The 17,226-nt window shown below is 44.4% G+C and carries 18 protein-coding genes and 1 pseudogene; 5 read left to right on the top strand and 14 right to left on the bottom strand.

The window, feature by feature from the left end; all coding sequences use genetic code 11:
* The first annotated feature begins 80 nt into the window (after window positions 1-80).
* Window positions 81-731 (top strand): hypothetical protein, encoded by a 651-nt coding sequence (locus tag OH459_RS14895; RefSeq protein WP_005453457.1) that lies wholly within the window; start codon window positions 81-83, stop codon window positions 729-731.
* Window positions 732-841: 110 nt separating this feature from the next.
* Here the strand turns inward: OH459_RS14895 and OH459_RS14890 are convergent, their stop codons facing one another.
* From OH459_RS14890 to OH459_RS14875, 4 genes are all read right to left on the bottom strand, one after another.
* Window positions 842-1,273: a YccF domain-containing protein gene (locus tag OH459_RS14890; protein WP_005433505.1), complete on the bottom strand. Its 432-nt coding sequence runs from the start codon at window positions 1,271-1,273 to the stop codon at window positions 842-844.
* A 187-nt stretch (window positions 1,274-1,460) separates the two neighbouring features.
* Window positions 1,461-2,675, bottom strand: a complete 1,215-nt coding sequence (locus OH459_RS14885) for an MFS transporter (RefSeq protein WP_038899558.1) — start codon at window positions 2,673-2,675, stop codon at window positions 1,461-1,463.
* 12 nt (window positions 2,676-2,687) lie between these two features.
* Window positions 2,688-2,837 (bottom strand): hypothetical protein, encoded by a 150-nt coding sequence (locus OH459_RS14880; protein ID WP_009696272.1) that lies wholly within the window; start codon window positions 2,835-2,837, stop codon window positions 2,688-2,690.
* Window positions 2,838-2,993: 156 nt separating this feature from the next.
* A complete protein-coding gene (locus tag OH459_RS14875) occupies window positions 2,994-3,512 on the bottom strand; it encodes a cysteine hydrolase family protein (protein ID WP_269987482.1) in 519 nt (172 codons plus the stop codon).
* 120 nt (window positions 3,513-3,632) lie between these two features.
* Between OH459_RS14875 and OH459_RS14870 the strand changes: the two genes are divergently transcribed.
* A complete protein-coding gene (locus OH459_RS14870; protein WP_269987481.1) occupies window positions 3,633-4,556 on the top strand; it encodes a GlxA family transcriptional regulator in 924 nt (307 codons plus the stop codon).
* Here OH459_RS14870 and OH459_RS14865 read toward each other — a convergent pair whose 3' ends face one another.
* The 9 genes from OH459_RS14865 to OH459_RS14825 all read right to left on the bottom strand — a co-directional run bounded on the left by OH459_RS14865 (window position 4,557) and on the right by OH459_RS14825 (window position 14,794).
* Window positions 4,557-5,489: a Gfo/Idh/MocA family protein gene (locus tag OH459_RS14865; RefSeq protein WP_017819330.1), complete on the bottom strand. Its 933-nt coding sequence runs from the start codon at window positions 5,487-5,489 to the stop codon at window positions 4,557-4,559.
* Window positions 5,490-5,611: 122 nt separating this feature from the next.
* Complete coding sequence (locus tag OH459_RS14860; RefSeq protein WP_009696268.1) at window positions 5,612-7,264, bottom strand: phosphoethanolamine transferase; 1,653 nt, start codon at window positions 7,262-7,264, stop codon at window positions 5,612-5,614.
* A 21-nt stretch (window positions 7,265-7,285) separates the two neighbouring features.
* The gene (locus tag OH459_RS14855; protein ID WP_005453489.1) at window positions 7,286-7,642 is read right to left on the bottom strand and encodes a diacylglycerol kinase; all 357 of its coding nucleotides are present in this window, start codon (window positions 7,640-7,642) and stop codon (window positions 7,286-7,288) included.
* A 174-nt stretch (window positions 7,643-7,816) separates the two neighbouring features.
* Window positions 7,817-8,209, bottom strand: coding sequence for a glycine zipper family protein (locus OH459_RS14850; protein ID WP_009696267.1), 393 nt, complete (start codon window positions 8,207-8,209; stop codon window positions 7,817-7,819).
* Window positions 8,210-8,342: 133 nt separating this feature from the next.
* Window positions 8,343-9,629, bottom strand: a complete 1,287-nt coding sequence (locus OH459_RS14845) for an ATP-binding protein (protein ID WP_009696266.1) — start codon at window positions 9,627-9,629, stop codon at window positions 8,343-8,345.
* The gene (locus OH459_RS14840) at window positions 9,629-10,342 is read right to left on the bottom strand and encodes a response regulator (protein WP_009696265.1); all 714 of its coding nucleotides are present in this window, start codon (window positions 10,340-10,342) and stop codon (window positions 9,629-9,631) included. Before OH459_RS14840 ends, OH459_RS14845 begins: the two co-directional genes overlap by 1 nt.
* A gap of 168 nt (window positions 10,343-10,510) precedes the next feature.
* Window positions 10,511-12,115 (bottom strand): BCCT family transporter, encoded by a 1,605-nt coding sequence (locus OH459_RS14835; protein ID WP_005453498.1) that lies wholly within the window; start codon window positions 12,113-12,115, stop codon window positions 10,511-10,513.
* A 188-nt stretch (window positions 12,116-12,303) separates the two neighbouring features.
* A complete protein-coding gene (locus tag OH459_RS14830; RefSeq protein WP_009703179.1) occupies window positions 12,304-13,428 on the bottom strand; it encodes a mandelate racemase/muconate lactonizing enzyme family protein in 1,125 nt (374 codons plus the stop codon).
* Window positions 13,429-13,438: 10 nt separating this feature from the next.
* Entirely contained in the window at window positions 13,439-14,794 is a 1,356-nt protein-coding gene (locus tag OH459_RS14825; RefSeq protein WP_009696263.1) for an FAD-dependent oxidoreductase, read from the bottom strand.
* A gap of 148 nt (window positions 14,795-14,942) precedes the next feature.
* On the opposite strand from OH459_RS14825, the gene OH459_RS14820 reads away from it, so the two are divergent.
* From OH459_RS14820 to OH459_RS14810, 3 genes and pseudogenes are all read left to right on the top strand, one after another.
* Entirely contained in the window at window positions 14,943-15,596 is a 654-nt protein-coding gene (locus OH459_RS14820) for a GntR family transcriptional regulator (RefSeq protein WP_005453503.1), read from the top strand.
* Window positions 15,597-15,765: 169 nt separating this feature from the next.
* A pseudogene (locus OH459_RS14815) lies at window positions 15,766-15,834 on the top strand (prepilin-type N-terminal cleavage/methylation domain-containing protein); the annotation flags it as partial.
* A 45-nt stretch (window positions 15,835-15,879) separates the two neighbouring features.
* A complete protein-coding gene (locus tag OH459_RS14810; RefSeq protein ID WP_259344138.1) occupies window positions 15,880-16,221 on the top strand; it encodes a histidine kinase in 342 nt (113 codons plus the stop codon).
* Between the two features lie 84 nt (window positions 16,222-16,305).
* Here OH459_RS14810 and OH459_RS14805 read toward each other — a convergent pair whose 3' ends face one another.
* Window positions 16,306-17,025, bottom strand: a complete 720-nt coding sequence (locus OH459_RS14805; protein WP_269987475.1) for an SDR family oxidoreductase — start codon at window positions 17,023-17,025, stop codon at window positions 16,306-16,308.
* Between the last annotated feature and the right edge of the window lie 201 nt (window positions 17,026-17,226).

The raw sequence follows: 17,226 nt of genomic DNA, 5'->3' as shown, positions 1-17,226 counted from the left end.
GCATAAGGGTAAGTAGCAAGGAGCCGCTTGAATAAAGTGGCTCCTTTTTTTGTTTTAACTCTTCTTCACAGGTCTCTCCAATGAATAAATCTTTAACATTGCTTTGCGCGCTCTTTGCTGTCCCGTGTTTTTCCGCTGACTATAAAATGCCAGAGTTTGGATTGGACGTATCCAATACAGATGATGAATGGATTGTCACTGCTAGTGGCTACTTACAAGCAACGGAAGAGTGGAATATTTCAGCGGAAATTGACTCGACTGGTTACCTAGAACTTGGGACTGGATATGGTGTCATGCTGGGACAGTTTTATACCGAAGCTTTTGTGAGTTACGGACGTGCTGATTTGTTTGATGTGTATGACGCCGGCGTATTTACTGGAACAGCGTTGGGTGAAGATTGGATGGTTTATGCCAATAGCTCTCACGAATGGAGAAAAAGCGCTATTGGTAAGTCATTTCCGGCATTCGAAAATACAACAAGAGAATGGAAAAACACCATCGGGGCAAGTTATACACCAATTGAATTTGTCAGCCTCGGCTATGCTTATAACTACGATAAAAAGCTCACGGAGGGCGGTCATCGTACAAACCATGAAGTGCGAATTACATTAAAACCAAAGTGGGTTGAACCTTACGTGAAATACACATTTGGTGAACATAGAGTCTCTCCAGGTTCCACGAAGGTAAGTGAAGAAAATAGTGTGGAGCTAGGCGTTAACTTCAACTTTTAAGGAGTCGATATGAACATACAATCAACGATGATTGAATACGCAGTGGCGATTATGGGGTTGCTCTTGACGGGAATCACCCTCTAAGCCGGAAGCTTAGAGGGTTTAGTAAATTAACGATTGATATTGTAGCGAGCCATTGCTGCTTCTTCTGTTGTCACGACTGTTTTACCGATCGGAGCTAGAGAGATAACCGCAAGTTTCAGGTGTTGAAGGGCAAACGGGATGCCGATGATGGTGACAAAGCACGCTACGGCAGAAAGTACGTGACCGATTGCCAACCAGATACCTGCAAACACAAACCAAATTACGTTACCAATGACACCAAGTGGGCTCGTGCCTATGTCCATTTCATTGGTTAATTCATCTCGTGAGACTGCTTCTTTACCGAATGGGAAGAACGAGAAGTTCCCCATTACAAAACAAGCGCGTCCCCATGGAATGCCGATGATGCTGATGAATGCTAGAAGTCCAAAGAACCACCATAGCAAACCCATGAATACGCCACCGAATACAAACCAGATGATGTTGCCGAGTGTTCTCATTTAAAACCCTTTTTGATTTATAGCGTTGTGTTAAGTATGTCACACGAATCTTAACAGAGGATGAATGGACACACTTTATCTTAAATAAGCAATCATTGATGAGAATACAGATTTAATACAGGTACTAGACCGCATGAGATGGAGTAAAGAAAAGGCTCTCAACGAGAAATGTCGAGAGCCTTTCAGGTTAGGCAGTAGCTAAGTTCAAGCGAGGGACTGGCTTGTCATTGATTGGCAGGTGAATCAGTGCTGCAATAAATGCTAATACAACGGTCGACCACCAGATTGGGTCGTACGAACCGTAGTAATCGTAAATACGACCGCCAACCCAAGCTCCTAAGAAGCTACCTACTTGGTGCGTAAAGAACACCAAGCCATACAAGGTGGAAAGGTAACGAGCTCCAAAGATTTGACGAACTAAGCCGGAAGTCAGTGGCACTGTGCCTAACCAGCAAAAGCCAATTGCACCACCAAAGATAGCAGCGGTGTGTTCGGTGACAGGTAGCGTCACAAAAGCACCGATTACGACTGTGCGCATCAAATAAAGTGCAGACATAACATGACGCTTGTTAAAGCGGTCTGCCATTACACCCCAGAAGTACGAGCCAAAGATGTTGAAAATACCGACGTACGCTAGCGCCATTGCCGCCGTTGATGCCGGTAAATCTTTATCGGCTAAGTAACTCGGCAGGTGAGTCGCGATGAACATTACGTGGAAACCACAAACAAAGAAGCCAGCATGGATTAGCCAATAGCCTTTATGTGAAAAGGCTTCTTTCAATGCTTCTTTTAGAGTTTGTGTGTCTTCTTGAGCATTAGTTGCATTGCTCGCTTGTGGTTTCGCCGTTCTCATGAACAGTGCAAACATGATCATAAAGCTACACAGTACAGCGAATGCTTGAAGCGCGCCTTGCCAGCCAAAATCACTCAACAGCGCTTGGGCACCTGGGATCATGGCGAACATACCGAATGAACCTGCGGCTGTTGTCAAACCAAATGCTTTCGCAGCATGTTGCGCAGGGACGACCTTTGCAACGGCACCTAGCACGATCACGTAACTGGTCGCGCTCAGACCAAAACCGACCAAAACACCAAGTGACAGGTACATCATGGTTGGTTCAACTGCGATAGAAGTCAGGTAGAGACCCAAAGCGTAAGAAATGGCACCTAAAATGATAATACGCTTCGCGCCCCAACGATCTGAAGCCATACCAACAAACGGTTGGAACACACCAAACAACAAGTTTTGCAACGCAATAGCAAAGCTAAAGAACTCGCGACCAGTGTGAAAGTAGTCTGAAATTGGCATCATGAAAATGCCGAAAGATTGTCTGATCCCTAGACAAATAATCAAAATCCCTATTCCAAGCCAAACAAGAATTGGAAATCGGAAAATACTCATAATTTGCTCTTATTAATGATGGTGGTGATGAGAATGATCATGATGCTCGCCGTCGCCTGTGGTTTGGTGACAGCCGCTGTTGATGGCTTGCTCTGCTAATATTTCCAGCAACCTAGGAGAGTGATGGACGATAACTAAAGATAGCCCCAACATGACGGACATTCTCAGCACCTGAGCGAAAATGGATTGAGAAAAAAGCATGCATTGTGCGCTCAAGTAGAAAAATGAGCGCGAAGTGTAGAGATAATTGTCTAGCGAGACAAATTACAAAAAGTGAATAGAGGTATGCGTTCTATGCATACCTCTATAATATTTCGTTTATAGTTTTTGTTCTGCAGTTATTAGGGGAACGCGGGTAGAGACTGCGTGTAAGGCAATGTTGTGGATCATTTCGTCAACCGTTGTGCAGCAGTCCATAAGAATTGAGACATCATACTTTTCTGCCGCTTTAGAAATCGCAGTATGAGTGACACAGTTTTGCGTCATCATACCGCATACCAATAGTTCTGTTACCCCATGTTTTTGCAGCACTTCTTCAAGGTTTGTTTGCTCAAAGCTGTCTGCAAAGTGCTTGATAACTACATCTGCACTCGGCGCCAGCGCTAAGATCTCAGGGTGAATAGCAGCACCTTCGGACCCCTCATTAAAGAAAGGTGCAATACCCATTGCCGGATCCGCAATGTGCTGAATATGAATGATAGGAATATTTTTCTCATTCGCTTTAGCAATTGCGCTCTTGATGTTGTTTAGTGTTGCTTCTGTATTCCATAGAGGAAATTTACCGTTTGGGAAGTAGTCGTTTTGTAGATCGATAACAAGAAGTGCTGCTTGGCTCATGGTGTTTTCCTTTTGTTTTCAGTGAATGTATTGCTTTGGTATGGGAGCTATTATGCGTGCTTTCTTTTATCTTGCTCAGTGTCTAAAATGACAAAAAATTGGTTAAAAACGACAATTGGAATGAATGAGATAAACATTGCCATTGTGAGCTATCCGGGCGCCTCCAAAGCGTCAGTCTTTGGTTTGCAGGAGCTGTTTGAGATGGCAAGCCGCGCTGCGATTGAGCTGGGTGCTGAATGCCGCTTTGATGCAGACATCATTGATTGGCAAGAAGACGTTATTCGAGCCGGTGATTTCACGGTCGTCATATTGCCGCCAAGCGGCGCGGAGCAATATTATCTTTCGCCAAGTGAGGCGTTAACGTCTTGGCTGTTTGAGCAACACAAAGCAGGAGCGGTTGTTACGTCTGCATGTGCCGGGGCTTTTGTTCTCGCTCAAGCTGGTTTGTTGAACAACAAAGCGTGCACGACACACTGGGGGCTTGCAGGGTTATTCCGAGACAAGTTTCCTAACGTGAGGCTTAAGCCAGAATCCATCCTTATCAATGAGGGCAGTATCATCACGGCTGGTGGCATGATGTCTTGGCTCGATTTAGGGCTGGAGTTGGTATCTCAGTTAAGCACGCCTTCGGTGATGCGGTTATTGGGAAAAATGTTGGTGGTAGATACAGGCGCGCGCGAGCAGCGTTTTTATCAGCAGTTCATGCCTAATTTTCAACATGGTGATAGTGCTGTGCTTAATGTCCAACATTATATGGCCGACCATTTCTCACACACCATTTCAAACCAAGTGTTATCAGAACTGAGCTGTTTGACCGAACGAACACTTCAAAGACGTTTTCAAAAAGCGACAGGTTTGAACTTGAATCAGTATCTACAACACCTCCGGGTACAAAAAGCATGTGACTTGCTGGAATCAAGCAACCTCACTTTTGAGGCGATTACTTACCACGTGGGGTATCAAGATGCGAGCGCGTTTCGAAAAGTATTCATTAAAACCATGGGACTGGCACCCAAAGCATTCCGCGCTCGTTTTTGTGCTTAATTATCGACGCACTGATTGTTCAATGTGCTGACAAATCGCTTCGGCAAGTTGATGACTAGCAATGTTGCGCTGGACAATTTCAGTGGCGACTTTACCTGACTGAATGACATTAAACCAATCTAGCAACATAGAGTGGAAACCTTTACTGGTCAGCATTGGCGTCCAATCTTTCAAGCTGAGCTTTTGCTCTTGATTGTCTTGCCACAGTCTCCCTTCAACAAATGAATCAAATTCAATCGCTTTATTTGAATAGCAAGCTTGGACTCGCTCCGTTGTGATACCAAAATGGCGGTTCATTGATGCGTGAAACAGTGTCTCACCATGCTGCCATTGGATATCTAAACGAGCCAGTTGGTCGCCTTCCATTTGGTGCGTAATGTAAGCGTCTTGTAGATCTGCTTTGGTCGTAATGTTCACGCTATCGAGAGGGTGGATAAAATCATCGAAAATGAAGGTACGAATATCCCCCGGTAATTGATGACGATTCTTCTCCCAACGTATTGATTTCAAGCCTGAAAGTTCGCCTTGCTGTACGCCCGGCATATGCTGATTGTAGAGCGGAATGTGACGGCGATTGAAACCGACATACAAAGGCTGATTCACGCGTTCTGCTAGTTCGTATAGCTTTTCCACCTCAGCAGCACTGTCTGCCAAAGGTTTGTCAACAAATGTCGGGATGCCTTGTTCTAAAAAGAAAGATGCGATTTGAGGGTGAATGCTCGTCGCTGCATGAATCATTACTGCATCCACACCCATGCCAACCAACTGTTGGTAGTCCTGACAGGTTTCTGTGATGCGATATTGTTGAGCCAGTGTGTTAAGTGTATTTGCGTTACGGGTACAAAATACCAGTTCAACATTTGGAATCTGGGTGATAACAGGAAGGTAGGCTTTTTGAGCAATGTCGCCCAAGCCAATGATGCCAATTTTCATTTGGTTCTACTTTGTTCGTTGACGGGATAAACATTATAACGAGAACCTGTTGGATTTCTGAGAGCAAAAGGTCATAAAAAAGCCTGATTCATATGAATCAGGCTTTATCGTGCTGTTTGATACTAAGATGTTCTGCAGGTTTTAAAGATATCCAAATCTCCATCATAAGCATCGGTTTCTACGTCCATGATACCGAGTAAAGAGTGGAATACATTATCGTGAGAGTGCGTCGCGGTTTGTTGCGCCTCTTGTTCCAAACAATCAGTATTGATGTGTTTAGCTTGCTTAAAGCCCGGAGACATCCAAAGTATCATAGGAACACGCTTTTGGAAATCAGGCGCCAATCCGTAAGGCATGCCGTGTAAGAACAAGCCATTTTCACCTAAAGACTCACCGTGATCAGAAACATAAATCATGGCCGTATTGTATTTGTCTTCTAGCGCTTTCAATTTCGCTATAGTTTGATCCAAAACGAAGTCCGTGTAGCGAATAGTATTGTCATAAGTATTGACGATTTGTTCAACGCTACAGTTTTCGATGTCTGCACGCGGGCAGTCTGGTTGGAAGAAGGCTTTGTCTTTTGGATAGCGTTGGAAATACGTTGGACCATGACTACCAATGAGATGCAGCGCAACAAGGCGGTTACCTTTCATGCTTGCGATTTGATCATCTAGGTTATTTAGCAATGCGATGTCATAGCAAGTGCTGCCGTTGCACTGTTCATTTTTCTGGCTGCGGTCCACATCCATCTTATTGATCTTATGCGCGACGCCTTTATCTCCGCCGTCATTGTCTTTCCACATCAAATCAATGCCAGCACGTTGCATTATATCCAAAGCATTGTCTTGGTTATCTGCTGTACTACGATCGAAGTCGCTACGAGGCAGTTGCGAAAACATACAAGGAACGGAAACCGCTGTTGCTGTACCGCAAGAGGAAACGTCTTGGAATGAAATGACGTCTAGCTTGCTGGTGTATGGGTTGGTTTCGCGATCGTAACCGTTGATTTGGTAGTTTTGAGTACGCGCAGTTTCTCCTAATACGAAGACAACCAGAGTAGGCTTCTCTTTGGCTTGTTCTAAAGCTAGCTGAGATTGCTTAGCATCAGTGCCAATCTCACGGTATGGTTGTGGTGTTGTCAGGTAGGTTTCTTTGACATAACTAGAGATCGCATACACGTACTGAGTAGGGATAATGATTTTCTTTAAGTAGCTATTATTACGACCAACGGATGCGTAGTCTTGGTAATACAAACCAGCAATCACCGCAATGATCACTAAAGAAGCAAGCATTGAGACGATTTTAGTTAATGTGAATCTTAGCCAGTTTCCTTTTAGCGATTGAAACTTCACTTTAAAGACAAGTAATGCAGGAAGTACCCCCATCAAAACTGTCCAGATCAACGAGTAAGCGCTGAAGTAAGAACTTGCTTCACTGGTATCAGTTTCGACAATATTGGTGATCATGTCGGTATCGAAGAGTGTGCCGTAGTTGTAGCTCGCGTAGCTCACTATACCTGAGGTGATCAGCAATAAGATAAAGAATGGTTTACTGATCCAAGGCCAACTGAACAAGTTGAATAAAAAGTTCAGCGCTGCAAAAAAGAAGATGGGAATGGTAATAATGAAACCGATCTTAACTTGATCGAGATTAGTAAGGATGTGAACCAATTCCTTGTAAATGGGAATGTTCACCACAAGGGCGAAATACAAGGCGAGTAAAAGCGTAAAGGTAACGTAAGAGAGACCTTTAGTTGGTAGTTCAATTGTCTTCATAATTGACGTACTTCGATGTAACTAAATTAAAATCGACGCCCAAACAAATAGGGCGAGAACAAGCGCAACAAATACTGCTGCGGAACCAATGTCCTTGGCTCTTCCACTGAGTTCATGCCAGTCATCGCTGACACGATCGACAACCGCTTCGATGGCGGAATTAATCAATTCAACTATTACAACCAGCAGCAAGCTGCTGATCATCATTGTTCGTTCAAGCATGGTGACGGGAAGCAAGAATGCAGCGATAGAGAGTACTAACGTCAGTACTAACTCTTGTCTAAATGCTGCTTCGTTAATCCATGCTGCTTTCAATCCTTGAAGTGAATAGCCGGTTGCGTCCAATATCCGGCGAATGCCTGTTTTTCCTGGTTTCAAAATGGGGCCTATACTGCTGAGCCAAAAAAGAAGGGGCGCTTGAGGGATAAGCATCCCCTGATAAAAGAAAAGGCATCAAATTGCGAAAGTTGAGAGTAATAGGTCGAGCGTGAAACATTTGTGAAAAAGATGTCGCCTGACTATTATTTTATGCAATTGATGCTAATTTATACGTTATGAATCAAGGTCGTATACGGTATAGCCTTTATTTGCTAGGCATTTACGAAGCACGAGCGATTGGGTTTTGGTTGAGTCATTTGCACCGCCAAGTGCACCTGCGCCAGCACCGACTGCTGAACCAGCTACGGCACCTACGGCAGCACCACCGACGCCATCTTCTAGTGCGCCAGCTACGGCACCAACAAGAGCACCTGTCACAGCTCCATTTTTTGCTTCAGTTTTTGCCGCTTCGCCTTTGTCGACTTTTTCGGCATAACCTTGGCAATAAGCGAAGTCTTGCTCGTATTGAGCTTGGTCGACATTGGTCATATCAACGACAGGCTTTTGGTTGTAGGCACAAGCAGCAAGTGTGGAAGAAAGGGTGAGGAGAAAAAGGTGTTTATACATTTTTGTAATCCATTATTGCTGTGAATTGATGGATTAAATGTACACTGTTTTATTTTTGAGCTCTGTCTATCGTATGTATTGAAATGTCGTGTTTTGTAACAACAAGATAGGAGTTACTGATAAGTTTATGATTTTATTTTTGAAAGCATACCGTGAAGCATGCGCCGCCCAAAGGACTGTGAGAGACAGACACGCAGCCATCTTGTAACTCAACAATCTGTTTTACGATGGCGAGCCCTAAGCCAAAACCACTGGTGCTTTTGTTTCGCGCTTTATCGGCGCTATAAAATGCATCGAACAAGTGAGGCCAGTCTTTCTCTTCAATTCCGCAGCCGTCATCGTGGATCTGAATACAGCAGTGGTCGGGAGTATCAACCAGCTCTAAAACGATCTGCTTTTTCGCATAACGCATTGCATTGCGAAGTAGGTTATCGAGTGCACGTTTGAGCAGCGTTGGATCGGCGTTGACAACCACGCCTTGTGATTCGGCATCATCAATCACAATGGATAAAGGCGTATCGCGCTGCCATTTAGGAAGAAGCGATTGAAGAAAGCGAGATAACACCACGGTAGATGTTTGTATCTCGGAATTTGGTCGCTCCATTTTTGCGTAGTAGAGCAGTTCTTCAACCATTTTTTCCATATCGTCAATGTCTTCTACAATGCTATCGACGTATTTTTGCTGATGCTCATTTAACGAAGCGTCCGCCAGAAGATCGGCTTGCCACTGGAGTCGGAAGATTGGTGTTCTTAACTCATGAGCGACAGCATTGGTTAGCATTTTGTTACTCGTAATAAGACGAGAGACCTTCTCTGCCATATGGTTAAAGCTTTTGTTTAATGTTCCCACCGACTTCGCGCTGGAAGTATCGGCGCGAGCATTAAAATCACCGGATGCAAAATCCATCGTGACCTTCTCTAATGCCCTTACGCGGCGGCTTAAAAACCAAATCAGCAGAACACAATACAGTGCAAATCCAGCGAGGAAGAACAGCCAAACGATATTGTCGTCAAAATTAATGGCTTGAATGATTGGGCTGTTGGGGTTTTGGCTTAATTTGAATACTGGCGAGCCTGGTTCAAATCGAAACCATAAATCTCGATCCTCATCAAACGCGGTATTGACGGAAGGATCTTCATCGAAAGCTTGTTGAACCTCAAGAGGGACACTAGTCATCTCTTGAGCGATCAACAACATATGGCTAGAGGTTGCGAATTTCTCCAATTGTTGAATGGTGTAGTCTTCACCTTTTTCACGATAAATCGGATAAATAAGCTCATGGAAAGCTTGCGCCTCATGCTCTTCCAGTAGGTAGTCGTAGTCAGTGTTCAGTTGATAAACAATGATTTCGTAACCAACTAAACTGGCGACAAAAAGAATAATCAGACCTAAGAAGCTTTCCAGATAAATACGTTTCATTACGCATTCCAAGCATCAGGCATAAACAAGTAGCCTTTACCACGCACAGTGATGATCTTTTGTGGTGGAGTGGTGCTGTCGCCCAGCTTTTTGCGTAAGGTAACGATGCGGTTATCGATAGTACGGTCAGTGCCGTCATATTCGATACCACGTAAGGTTTTTGTTAGCCACTCGCGAGAAAGAGTTTGTTCAGGGTGGTTTGCGAGGACCCAAAGTAAGTCAAATTCACCATCGGTTAGGGCAATGGGCTCATGATTTAGAGCGCAAGCCTTACGTAGGCGGTTAAGGCATAATAACCCCACTTCTAGACAAGTATCGGAATCAGACGTCGTTACCTCCTTACGACGCAAAAGCATGCGGATTCGAGCAAGCAAAACTCGTGGTTTGATTGGCTTGTTTACGAAGTCATCTGCGCCGATTTCAAGGGCAGCGACGTGGTCAAAATCATCGTCGCTAGCAGTTAGCATCAAGACTTTGCCTTTAAAGCACTCGCGAATCTGGCGGCAGACGCTCAATCCATCTTGGCCAGGCAACATTAAATCAAGCAGTACGAGGTCGGGCTGAGCCTCTATAATCGCATCTGGAGCGTCTGTTCCATTATCGATACAACGGACGTCGAAGCCTTGTTCAACAAAGTATTCGCTTAACATGGCTTGCAGTTTAGGATCGTCTTCAACGATGAAAATTGATTGCTTAGTGTCTTGTACATTCATGGCAGTGATGCGCTTTGTAGGAATTCTTCCTGAAACTTAAACAAATTTGTCAGTGATTTCAATAAACATCAATAGTCTTGTGGAATTTATAGACGGCAGTGATTGAACTTAACAACCAATAAAAAAGCTCCGACGTTTATCGGAGCTTTTGAGAGTTAGAAGTCGATGCTAGCTAGCTTGAGGAGCGGGTGTCGAGTTTGTTACTTCAACTTGTTGCTCTTGTGCTTGTTTTGCAAGAAGTTCGTCTTGTTGGCGTTGATGCTCCATAATTTGTCCGTAGTTTTGCTTAAGGTATTGGAGTGTTTTAACCGCCGCGATGAAGAACACTGGCACGATCAATACGATGATCAGTACAGGGAACGCTTTAAGGATATTCAAGTCAGCATTAATCAGTAAGAAGATGATTGGTAGTGCTGTTAGCAATAAGCACCAGAACAGACGAAACATTGGGTTTACGTTTGCTTCTTCATCTAGCTGTTTAGTTGCGATGCCTGCTAGTGAATACGAGGTGCCATCTAGTGTTGTTACTGTAAACAGAATCATCGTGACTAGGTAGATAGCAGTTAGCAACATTGGAATAGATGTTGAGTCAAATACTTGCTTCACCAACTCAGTTGGCTGACCTTCACCAATCAGTTTGACACCATCAACGACGCCGTTGTTTACAAGATCCATTGAGAAGGTGCCACATACACCGAAGATAACCGCAGAGCCCATTGTGCCGCCAATCACGAGGATGAGAACCACGTCTTTTAGCTTCTGACCTTGGATGATCTTAGTGATGAAGACACCTACACCCGGTGAGTAAGAAATCCAGTTCGCTAGGAAGAATACCGTCCAGTATTGAGGGAACAACGTTGTGCCATATGGATCTGTGTTGGTGCTCATGCGGATGTATTCAGTCAACATGATACCAATGCCATTGGTTAAGTTGTTCATGATCAGAGCTGATGGTCCGATGATGAAGATGATGCCAACAAACGCTGCACAGATATAAATGGTTGCACTAGATAGGCGGGCCATGCCTTTCTCAATGCCGATGTAAGAGCTGAGAGAGAAGATCACTGACAACCCAAGGATAACGCCAATACCCAACATTAAATTGTCTGGAATGCCCGTTAAGCTCGCTAGGTTAGAGGAAATCATCGGGATGCCCAAACCTAATGTTAATGCGGTTGCGGCAAGCGTTGTGATGATAAACAGTAGGTCAATAAACTTTTGCGCCCAAACCGGTAATCGGTCATCAAACAGTGAGTTAATGACACCACTTAAGCTCATTCGACGGCTTTTCTTTAGGTAGAATACGACGGCGAATGGGATGGCTACAATGAGGTAGATAAACCAGCCTGCTGCGCCCCAGTGGAACATGTTGTAAGCCGTAGCGTATTCCATTGCCATGGCTTTATCTGTAATACCGAACTGAGGGTCCATGAAGTAGTATACCGCTTCAATAAAGCCCCAGTACATGGTGCTTGCACCCATGCCCGCAGACAATGCCATTGCGAACAGTTGGAATTTCGTAAACTTAGGTTTGGTGTCACCCATACGAATATCGCCATATTTAGAAAAGGCGAGGAACAATAGGGCACCTGTTGCAAAAAGTGTGTACCAAAGGAAACCAGAACCGAAGTTAATGACGGTAAAATCTAGCATGCCGCTCATGGTGCTTTTTACGGCTTCTGGGTATACCACTGCAAGAATACCTAGAAGCAGTACAAATCCAAAACTGCCAAAAGTAAGTTTCCAGTCGATTTCTGAAGTATTCAATTTCATTGTGACTTTCCAATATTGTCTATTAATGAGAATACTCGGACGGCCTTGTTTATTGTCACTGACACTCAGGGTGTCTGCCTTTCTCCCGTTCCCATACGAGTAATTAGAAAGGCAGACAGTGTAGGGGTAGAGGGATGTCAGTCTTTTGCTGTCTCTGTATTAATTGTTTATGTCGTGAAGCATGCGGTTTATTCGAAAACGTACGACGCCACAGACATTTCTTTCACTTTGTCCCAATCCATTTCAACACCTAAGCCATTGCCTTCAGGAGCACGGACATAACCTTCTTTGTCGGTGCGGATAACGGTTTTCGACGCTAGCTCAAAGTCTTCGTAAGGGTAGAATTGTTCAAAGAATTTACAGTTGTTATGCGCAAGAGCGACGTGCAGGTTTGCAGCTTGCGTTAGCGTGTAACCCATTGATTGGATCTCTAGGTTCTTAGAGAAGCCCTCTGCAATGTGGAAGCATTTGTTTAGAGGTGTAATACCACCGCAAACCGTCGCGTCTTGGCGAATGTCAGACCACATCTCTTGTGATAAGGCATAGGTCACTTCTTGCAGTGTTAACAAGCAGTTACCATGACTAGAAATCTCAAGGTCAGTGTTTTTAACTAGGCGTTTATAAGTGTTGTAGTCGTAATCAGAAACCGGTGCTTCTAACCATTCCCAGTGGTAGCGTTCTAGGCGTTTGGCCATTGCCATTGCTTGTTCTGGCGTGTAGAAGGTTGCCGTATCAAGCATGAATCGAATGCCTGTTTTGCCGTAACGAGCCTGAACTGCGTCAACAAGGGCAACGTCCTTTTCGTACACGCAGTAGCAGTGAAGCTTGATTGCTTTAAAGCCGTGTGCAATACAGTCGTCTAGGTACGGGAAGTACTCTTCTACGGTGTCGAACATTGGCGTCGATGCGTAAGACAACATTTTGTTTCGAGCGCCACCTAAAAGCATGTAAAGAGGCATGCCCGCTTTTTTGCCTTTGATGTCCCATGCTGCAATATCAATTGGCGCTTTAGCCGGCAGACCACCCCAAGTACAACGCGCCATTAACCAGTTGTAGAGCTCTTGAGTTGCCAATGGATTTTTACCCAGTAAACCTGGAACTATGGTGCGTTGAGATTCGATAATGCAGCGGTCAAAATCATTCTCTGTATAGCTGATTGTTGCGCCTAACCCCTCTGTACCATCGTTACAAATTAGACGGACGATGTTATTGGTGTATAACAAAGGTTCTTGGTTATCTGCCCATGGTACAGGTGCTGCATCGCGGTCTGCTACAGCATAAAGTTCTACACGTTCAATTTTTAGTTCGGTCATTTTTCAGTCCTTACAGGCGTGAGCCATTTTTAATCATGGTGGCGCGAATCTCCGCGACATTTAAGTCACGAATCGCCGTATTTGTATCAATCGCTTGTGCAGCAGCAACGCCAGCTGCATGACCAAGCTCAAAGCATTGCGCGGTGACGCGAGCAGAAGCAAGCGCTTCGTGTTCAGCGCTCAAGCATCGACCAGCAACAATGATGTTTTCACCAACCACTGGCACTAGCGTATGGAATGGGATGTCGTAGTAATCGTTAATTAGCCAGTGCAGTTTTGGTTTATCGCCGGAGTGCAATTCAATAGGCCAAGGGGTACGGCAAATACCGTCTTCACGCTTGCGACAGTTAACAACGTCTTCATTAGTTAGCGTTTCGATACCAACAATAGAGCGCGTTTGACGAATGCCGACTTCTACACCGGTGTCGACAACGAATGCCTGTTCACAACCAGGAACAAAGTTATTCAAGAAACGGGCGTACTCACGAACTTGGCGACGACCGAACACTTCGGCTTCTGTGAAATCTTCAGGATCAATGACGTTCAGCATGCGTCCATCTTGACCTGCAAGGCGTGTCGCATTAACCATCAGCTCATTCGCGCGTGTGGTCGGAAAAATCCAAATCTTATGACGTGGCAACTGGTATTCGCCGCTTTCGTTGGCTGCAAGAATATTTTCGGTGACTTTTGGAGGGCAGATCGTGTCGTTACCGTAGTAGTCGAGATAAGTGTCCATATCGACACCGCCAAAACGGAAGAACATGGTTGGGTTTTGGATACGACCATTGTCGCCAAAGTAATAATCCATGCCCGCACGAGCTACCACAGCAGCATCACCAGAAGCGTCGATGATCTGTTTACTTAAGATGATACTTTGACCTGCGTTTGATTCGATGATCACGCCTTTAAATGTGTCACCTTCCATGATCACGCCAGTGACTGACGTATGGAATAGAGTTTTGACATTTGCTTGCTCTAGGAAATCATCAGCAACTTCACGCCACATCAAAGGATCGTGCGTCACTGTGTACGTTTTACCGTAACGCTGTGGAGCAGTGACACCACCTTTGTTTTCTAATGCTTGACGAAAACGTTCTGTAAAACCGAATACTACTTGTTCTGGCTGTGCATTTTCATCGTCCGATGCCATGTACATACCACAAATAGTGCCAGATAAGCCCGCGACGGCAGCACCACCGCAAAAACCGTATTTCTCAATTAACCAAGTGTTCTTACCTAGACGACCAGCCGTTTCAGCTGCGGCAACACCAGCAGGACCTCCGCCAATGACTAACACTTCTACTTCAGCCAAAACAGGTAGGTCAGGAGTGTGTTCATAACGACGGATAATGTTCCAAGATTTCATTCTTACCTCACTAATAGATGACTGATGTTCATCTGATATATCAGTTGTATGTTTTTAATATATTCATATTTCTTTTTTTGGTACAATGGCAAAACTTCTTATCGTGAGATTGCTCACTAAAAGATTGATCAATGGAATAGGAACGAGAATGACCGTAAATTCAGTCAATAAGACAGAAGTTGCATACAGCAAACTTGAAAAAATGATCATCTTCCGCGAATTAGAACCAGGGAGTATGGTCAGTGAAAAGCAGTTGGCAGAAGAGTTAGAGCTTGGGCGAACGCCAGTTCGAGAAGCGTTACAAAGATTGGCTTATGAATGTATGGTTGAGATCCACCCACGACGTGGAATTCAAATCCCAGCAATCTCTGTCGAGAGCCAACTAAAGATCCTAGAAGTCCGTCGCGACATTGAAGCCTTATGTGTCAACTACGCTGCCTCGCGAGCAAGTGTTGAAGAGAAGCAGCAGATGTTAATGTTGGCTGAGCAGTTAGAAGCTTGTGCAGAAAACAAAGATGACCTGCTTTACGCGTCTTTACTTAAAGAAATCCATACCTTGCTCGTCAAAGCTGCATGTAATGAATATCTACAGTTAGCGATGGCACCACTACAAGGTTTATCCCGTCGCTTTTGGTTTGCATTTAAAAACCAAGACTCAGATTTGGTTGAAGCATCTTCTCTTCATGCTGCCGTTTTACGCGCTGTCAGCCATACTGATGCCGAGGAAGCGGTCACGGCATCACATCGCCTAAATGACTACCTAACTGATGTGGCTTATCGAACGATTAAGCCGAGGAAGTAAAGAAGGTTTCTTCTTCAGCGTTAACCGATTGAGCCGAGCAAGCAACTGCTCGGCTTTTTTGTCTACGAAGTGCACGACCTCTTACAAACGCTTACGTGGCGACTATGTAGTTATGAAATAATTTTCTTCATTACTTTGGTGGCTTGCTTGGATTGTAGAGAGATTGATTATGAGGAGAAGCAAAGGGTTTACTTTGTTAGAGCTGGTTATTGTTGTCGTTGTATTGGCCCTCGTGTCTGTCACTTCTGCACCTCGAATTTTAGTTTTTTTTAGTGATGGACGCGTGGCAAAATTAAAAGAAATCGAAGCGGTGATGAAAACAGGCTCGGATATTGTGTTCTCTAAGGCCCTGACTCAAGGTCTTGAAAACCAGTGTTATACCTATATCGATGACATTTATACCTGTAATGGGTATCCCACTGCACACCGAGATAATGTTTTGCGGAGCTTTAATATCGATGCTGAGCAAGTTTACGTTACAAACAAAGGCAGTGATGCCGCGGGTAGGGAAGCGTTTATTGGCTTTACGAAAGATAACGTGTGGCACAAGAAATGCTACGTTTATTACAAAGATGCTGTCTCCGGCGGTAGCGTTACGGTCGCCTCATTTACCGAAGATTGCTGATTACATGAAGAGCGTTGATTACATAAAGAGAAAAAGCGGCTTTGAAGCCGCTTTTTGAATTTCGTCGTCTTAAAATCGTATAGATTAAGGCTGTTGCTTAGTTGGTGCTAATGCAATTTCACGGATGCAAACGTTTTGTGGCTGCTGGTAAGCAAATACAACTGCACGTGCGATGTCATCAGCAGCAAGAACGCCGCCCATGTCCTCTTTCCATGCGCCGTAACCATCTTTGATTTCTTGCGATGTTGTGTGAGAAAGCAGTTCGGTTTCTACCGCACCAGGGGCAATTGTTGTTACACGAACATTCGATGCTGCGACTTCTTCACGAACGTTTTCAGAAATCGCGTGAACCGCAAATTTAGTACCACAGTAAGCTGCGTGATCAGGGAACGTTTTCTTGCCTGCGATTGAGCTGATGTTGATGATAGTACCGCTGTTACGTGATTTCATTGGTGCAAGCACAGACTGCATGCCGTTTAGCAGACCAAGTACGTTCACGTCGAACATGCGTTTCCATTCTGATGCATCTTGTGTGTCAATTTGACCAAGTAGCATCACACCTGCGTTGTTTACTAGTGCATCAGCTGGACCAAATTTCTCTTCCGCTTTCGCAATCGCAGCTTCAAATGAAGACTTGTCTGTTACGTCTACTTTCTCACATAGCGTGTTTGGCAGCTTTAGGGCTTCCAAACGTTCTACACGACGAGCAAGAAGAAGAAGTGGGTGACCTTCATCGCTTAGACGACGGGCAATTGCTTCACCGATACCAGAACTTGCACCTGTAATTACAATCAGTTTTTTCATCTTTTGTTTCCTTCATCTCTTTGTTTGAGAGTTGCTTTTGTATGAGAGCAGCTTTTAGTTAAGAACATCTATCTCGCTGCGATGTGGGTATATTAAGGAAATGGCTTTTGTTGATATATATCACTTTAGGTAAAACACTGTTGTTGTATAGCAACAATTAATGGTAACTCGATGAAAAATTGGCGATAAAAAAGGCGCACT

Origin of the sequence: Vibrio sp. MM46 (genome assembly GCF_027587135.1) — a bacterium.
Classification (GTDB): domain Bacteria; phylum Pseudomonadota; class Gammaproteobacteria; order Enterobacterales; family Vibrionaceae; genus Vibrio; species Vibrio harveyi.
The sequence above is the reverse complement of the archived record's forward strand: the minus strand, read 5'-3'. Positions and strand labels throughout refer to the sequence as shown.

Bases quoted from the DNA above. Each gene is read 5' to 3' on its own strand.
- OH459_RS14870 (WP_269987481.1), top strand. From the start codon at position 3,633: ATGAATGAGATAAACATTGCCATTGTGAGCTATCCGGGCGCCTCCAAA.
- OH459_RS14895 (WP_005453457.1), top strand. From the start codon at position 81: ATGAATAAATCTTTAACATTGCTTTGCGCGCTCTTTGCTGTCCCGTGT.
- OH459_RS14845 (WP_009696266.1), bottom strand. From the start codon at position 9,629: ATGAAACGTATTTATCTGGAAAGCTTCTTAGGTCTGATTATTCTTTTT.
- OH459_RS14885 (WP_038899558.1), bottom strand. From the start codon at position 2,675: ATGAGTATTTTCCGATTTCCAATTCTTGTTTGGCTTGGAATAGGGATT.
- OH459_RS14820 (WP_005453503.1), top strand. From the start codon at position 14,943: ATGACCGTAAATTCAGTCAATAAGACAGAAGTTGCATACAGCAAACTT.
- OH459_RS14825 (WP_009696263.1), bottom strand. From the start codon at position 14,794: ATGAAATCTTGGAACATTATCCGTCGTTATGAACACACTCCTGACCTA.
- OH459_RS14865 (WP_017819330.1), bottom strand. From the start codon at position 5,489: ATGAAAATTGGCATCATTGGCTTGGGCGACATTGCTCAAAAAGCCTAC.
- OH459_RS14850 (WP_009696267.1), bottom strand. From the start codon at position 8,209: ATGTATAAACACCTTTTTCTCCTCACCCTTTCTTCCACACTTGCTGCT.
- OH459_RS14840 (WP_009696265.1), bottom strand. From the start codon at position 10,342: ATGAATGTACAAGACACTAAGCAATCAATTTTCATCGTTGAAGACGAT.
- OH459_RS14880 (WP_009696272.1), bottom strand. From the start codon at position 2,837: ATGTCCGTCATGTTGGGGCTATCTTTAGTTATCGTCCATCACTCTCCT.
- OH459_RS14830 (WP_009703179.1), bottom strand. From the start codon at position 13,428: ATGACCGAACTAAAAATTGAACGTGTAGAACTTTATGCTGTAGCAGAC.
- OH459_RS14890 (WP_005433505.1), bottom strand. From the start codon at position 1,273: ATGAGAACACTCGGCAACATCATCTGGTTTGTATTCGGTGGCGTATTC.
- OH459_RS14860 (WP_009696268.1), bottom strand. From the start codon at position 7,264: ATGAAGACAATTGAACTACCAACTAAAGGTCTCTCTTACGTTACCTTT.
- OH459_RS14835 (WP_005453498.1), bottom strand. From the start codon at position 12,115: ATGAAATTGAATACTTCAGAAATCGACTGGAAACTTACTTTTGGCAGT.
- OH459_RS14805 (WP_269987475.1), bottom strand. From the start codon at position 17,025: ATGAAAAAACTGATTGTAATTACAGGTGCAAGTTCTGGTATCGGTGAA.
- OH459_RS14875 (WP_269987482.1), bottom strand. From the start codon at position 3,512: ATGAGCCAAGCAGCACTTCTTGTTATCGATCTACAAAACGACTACTTC.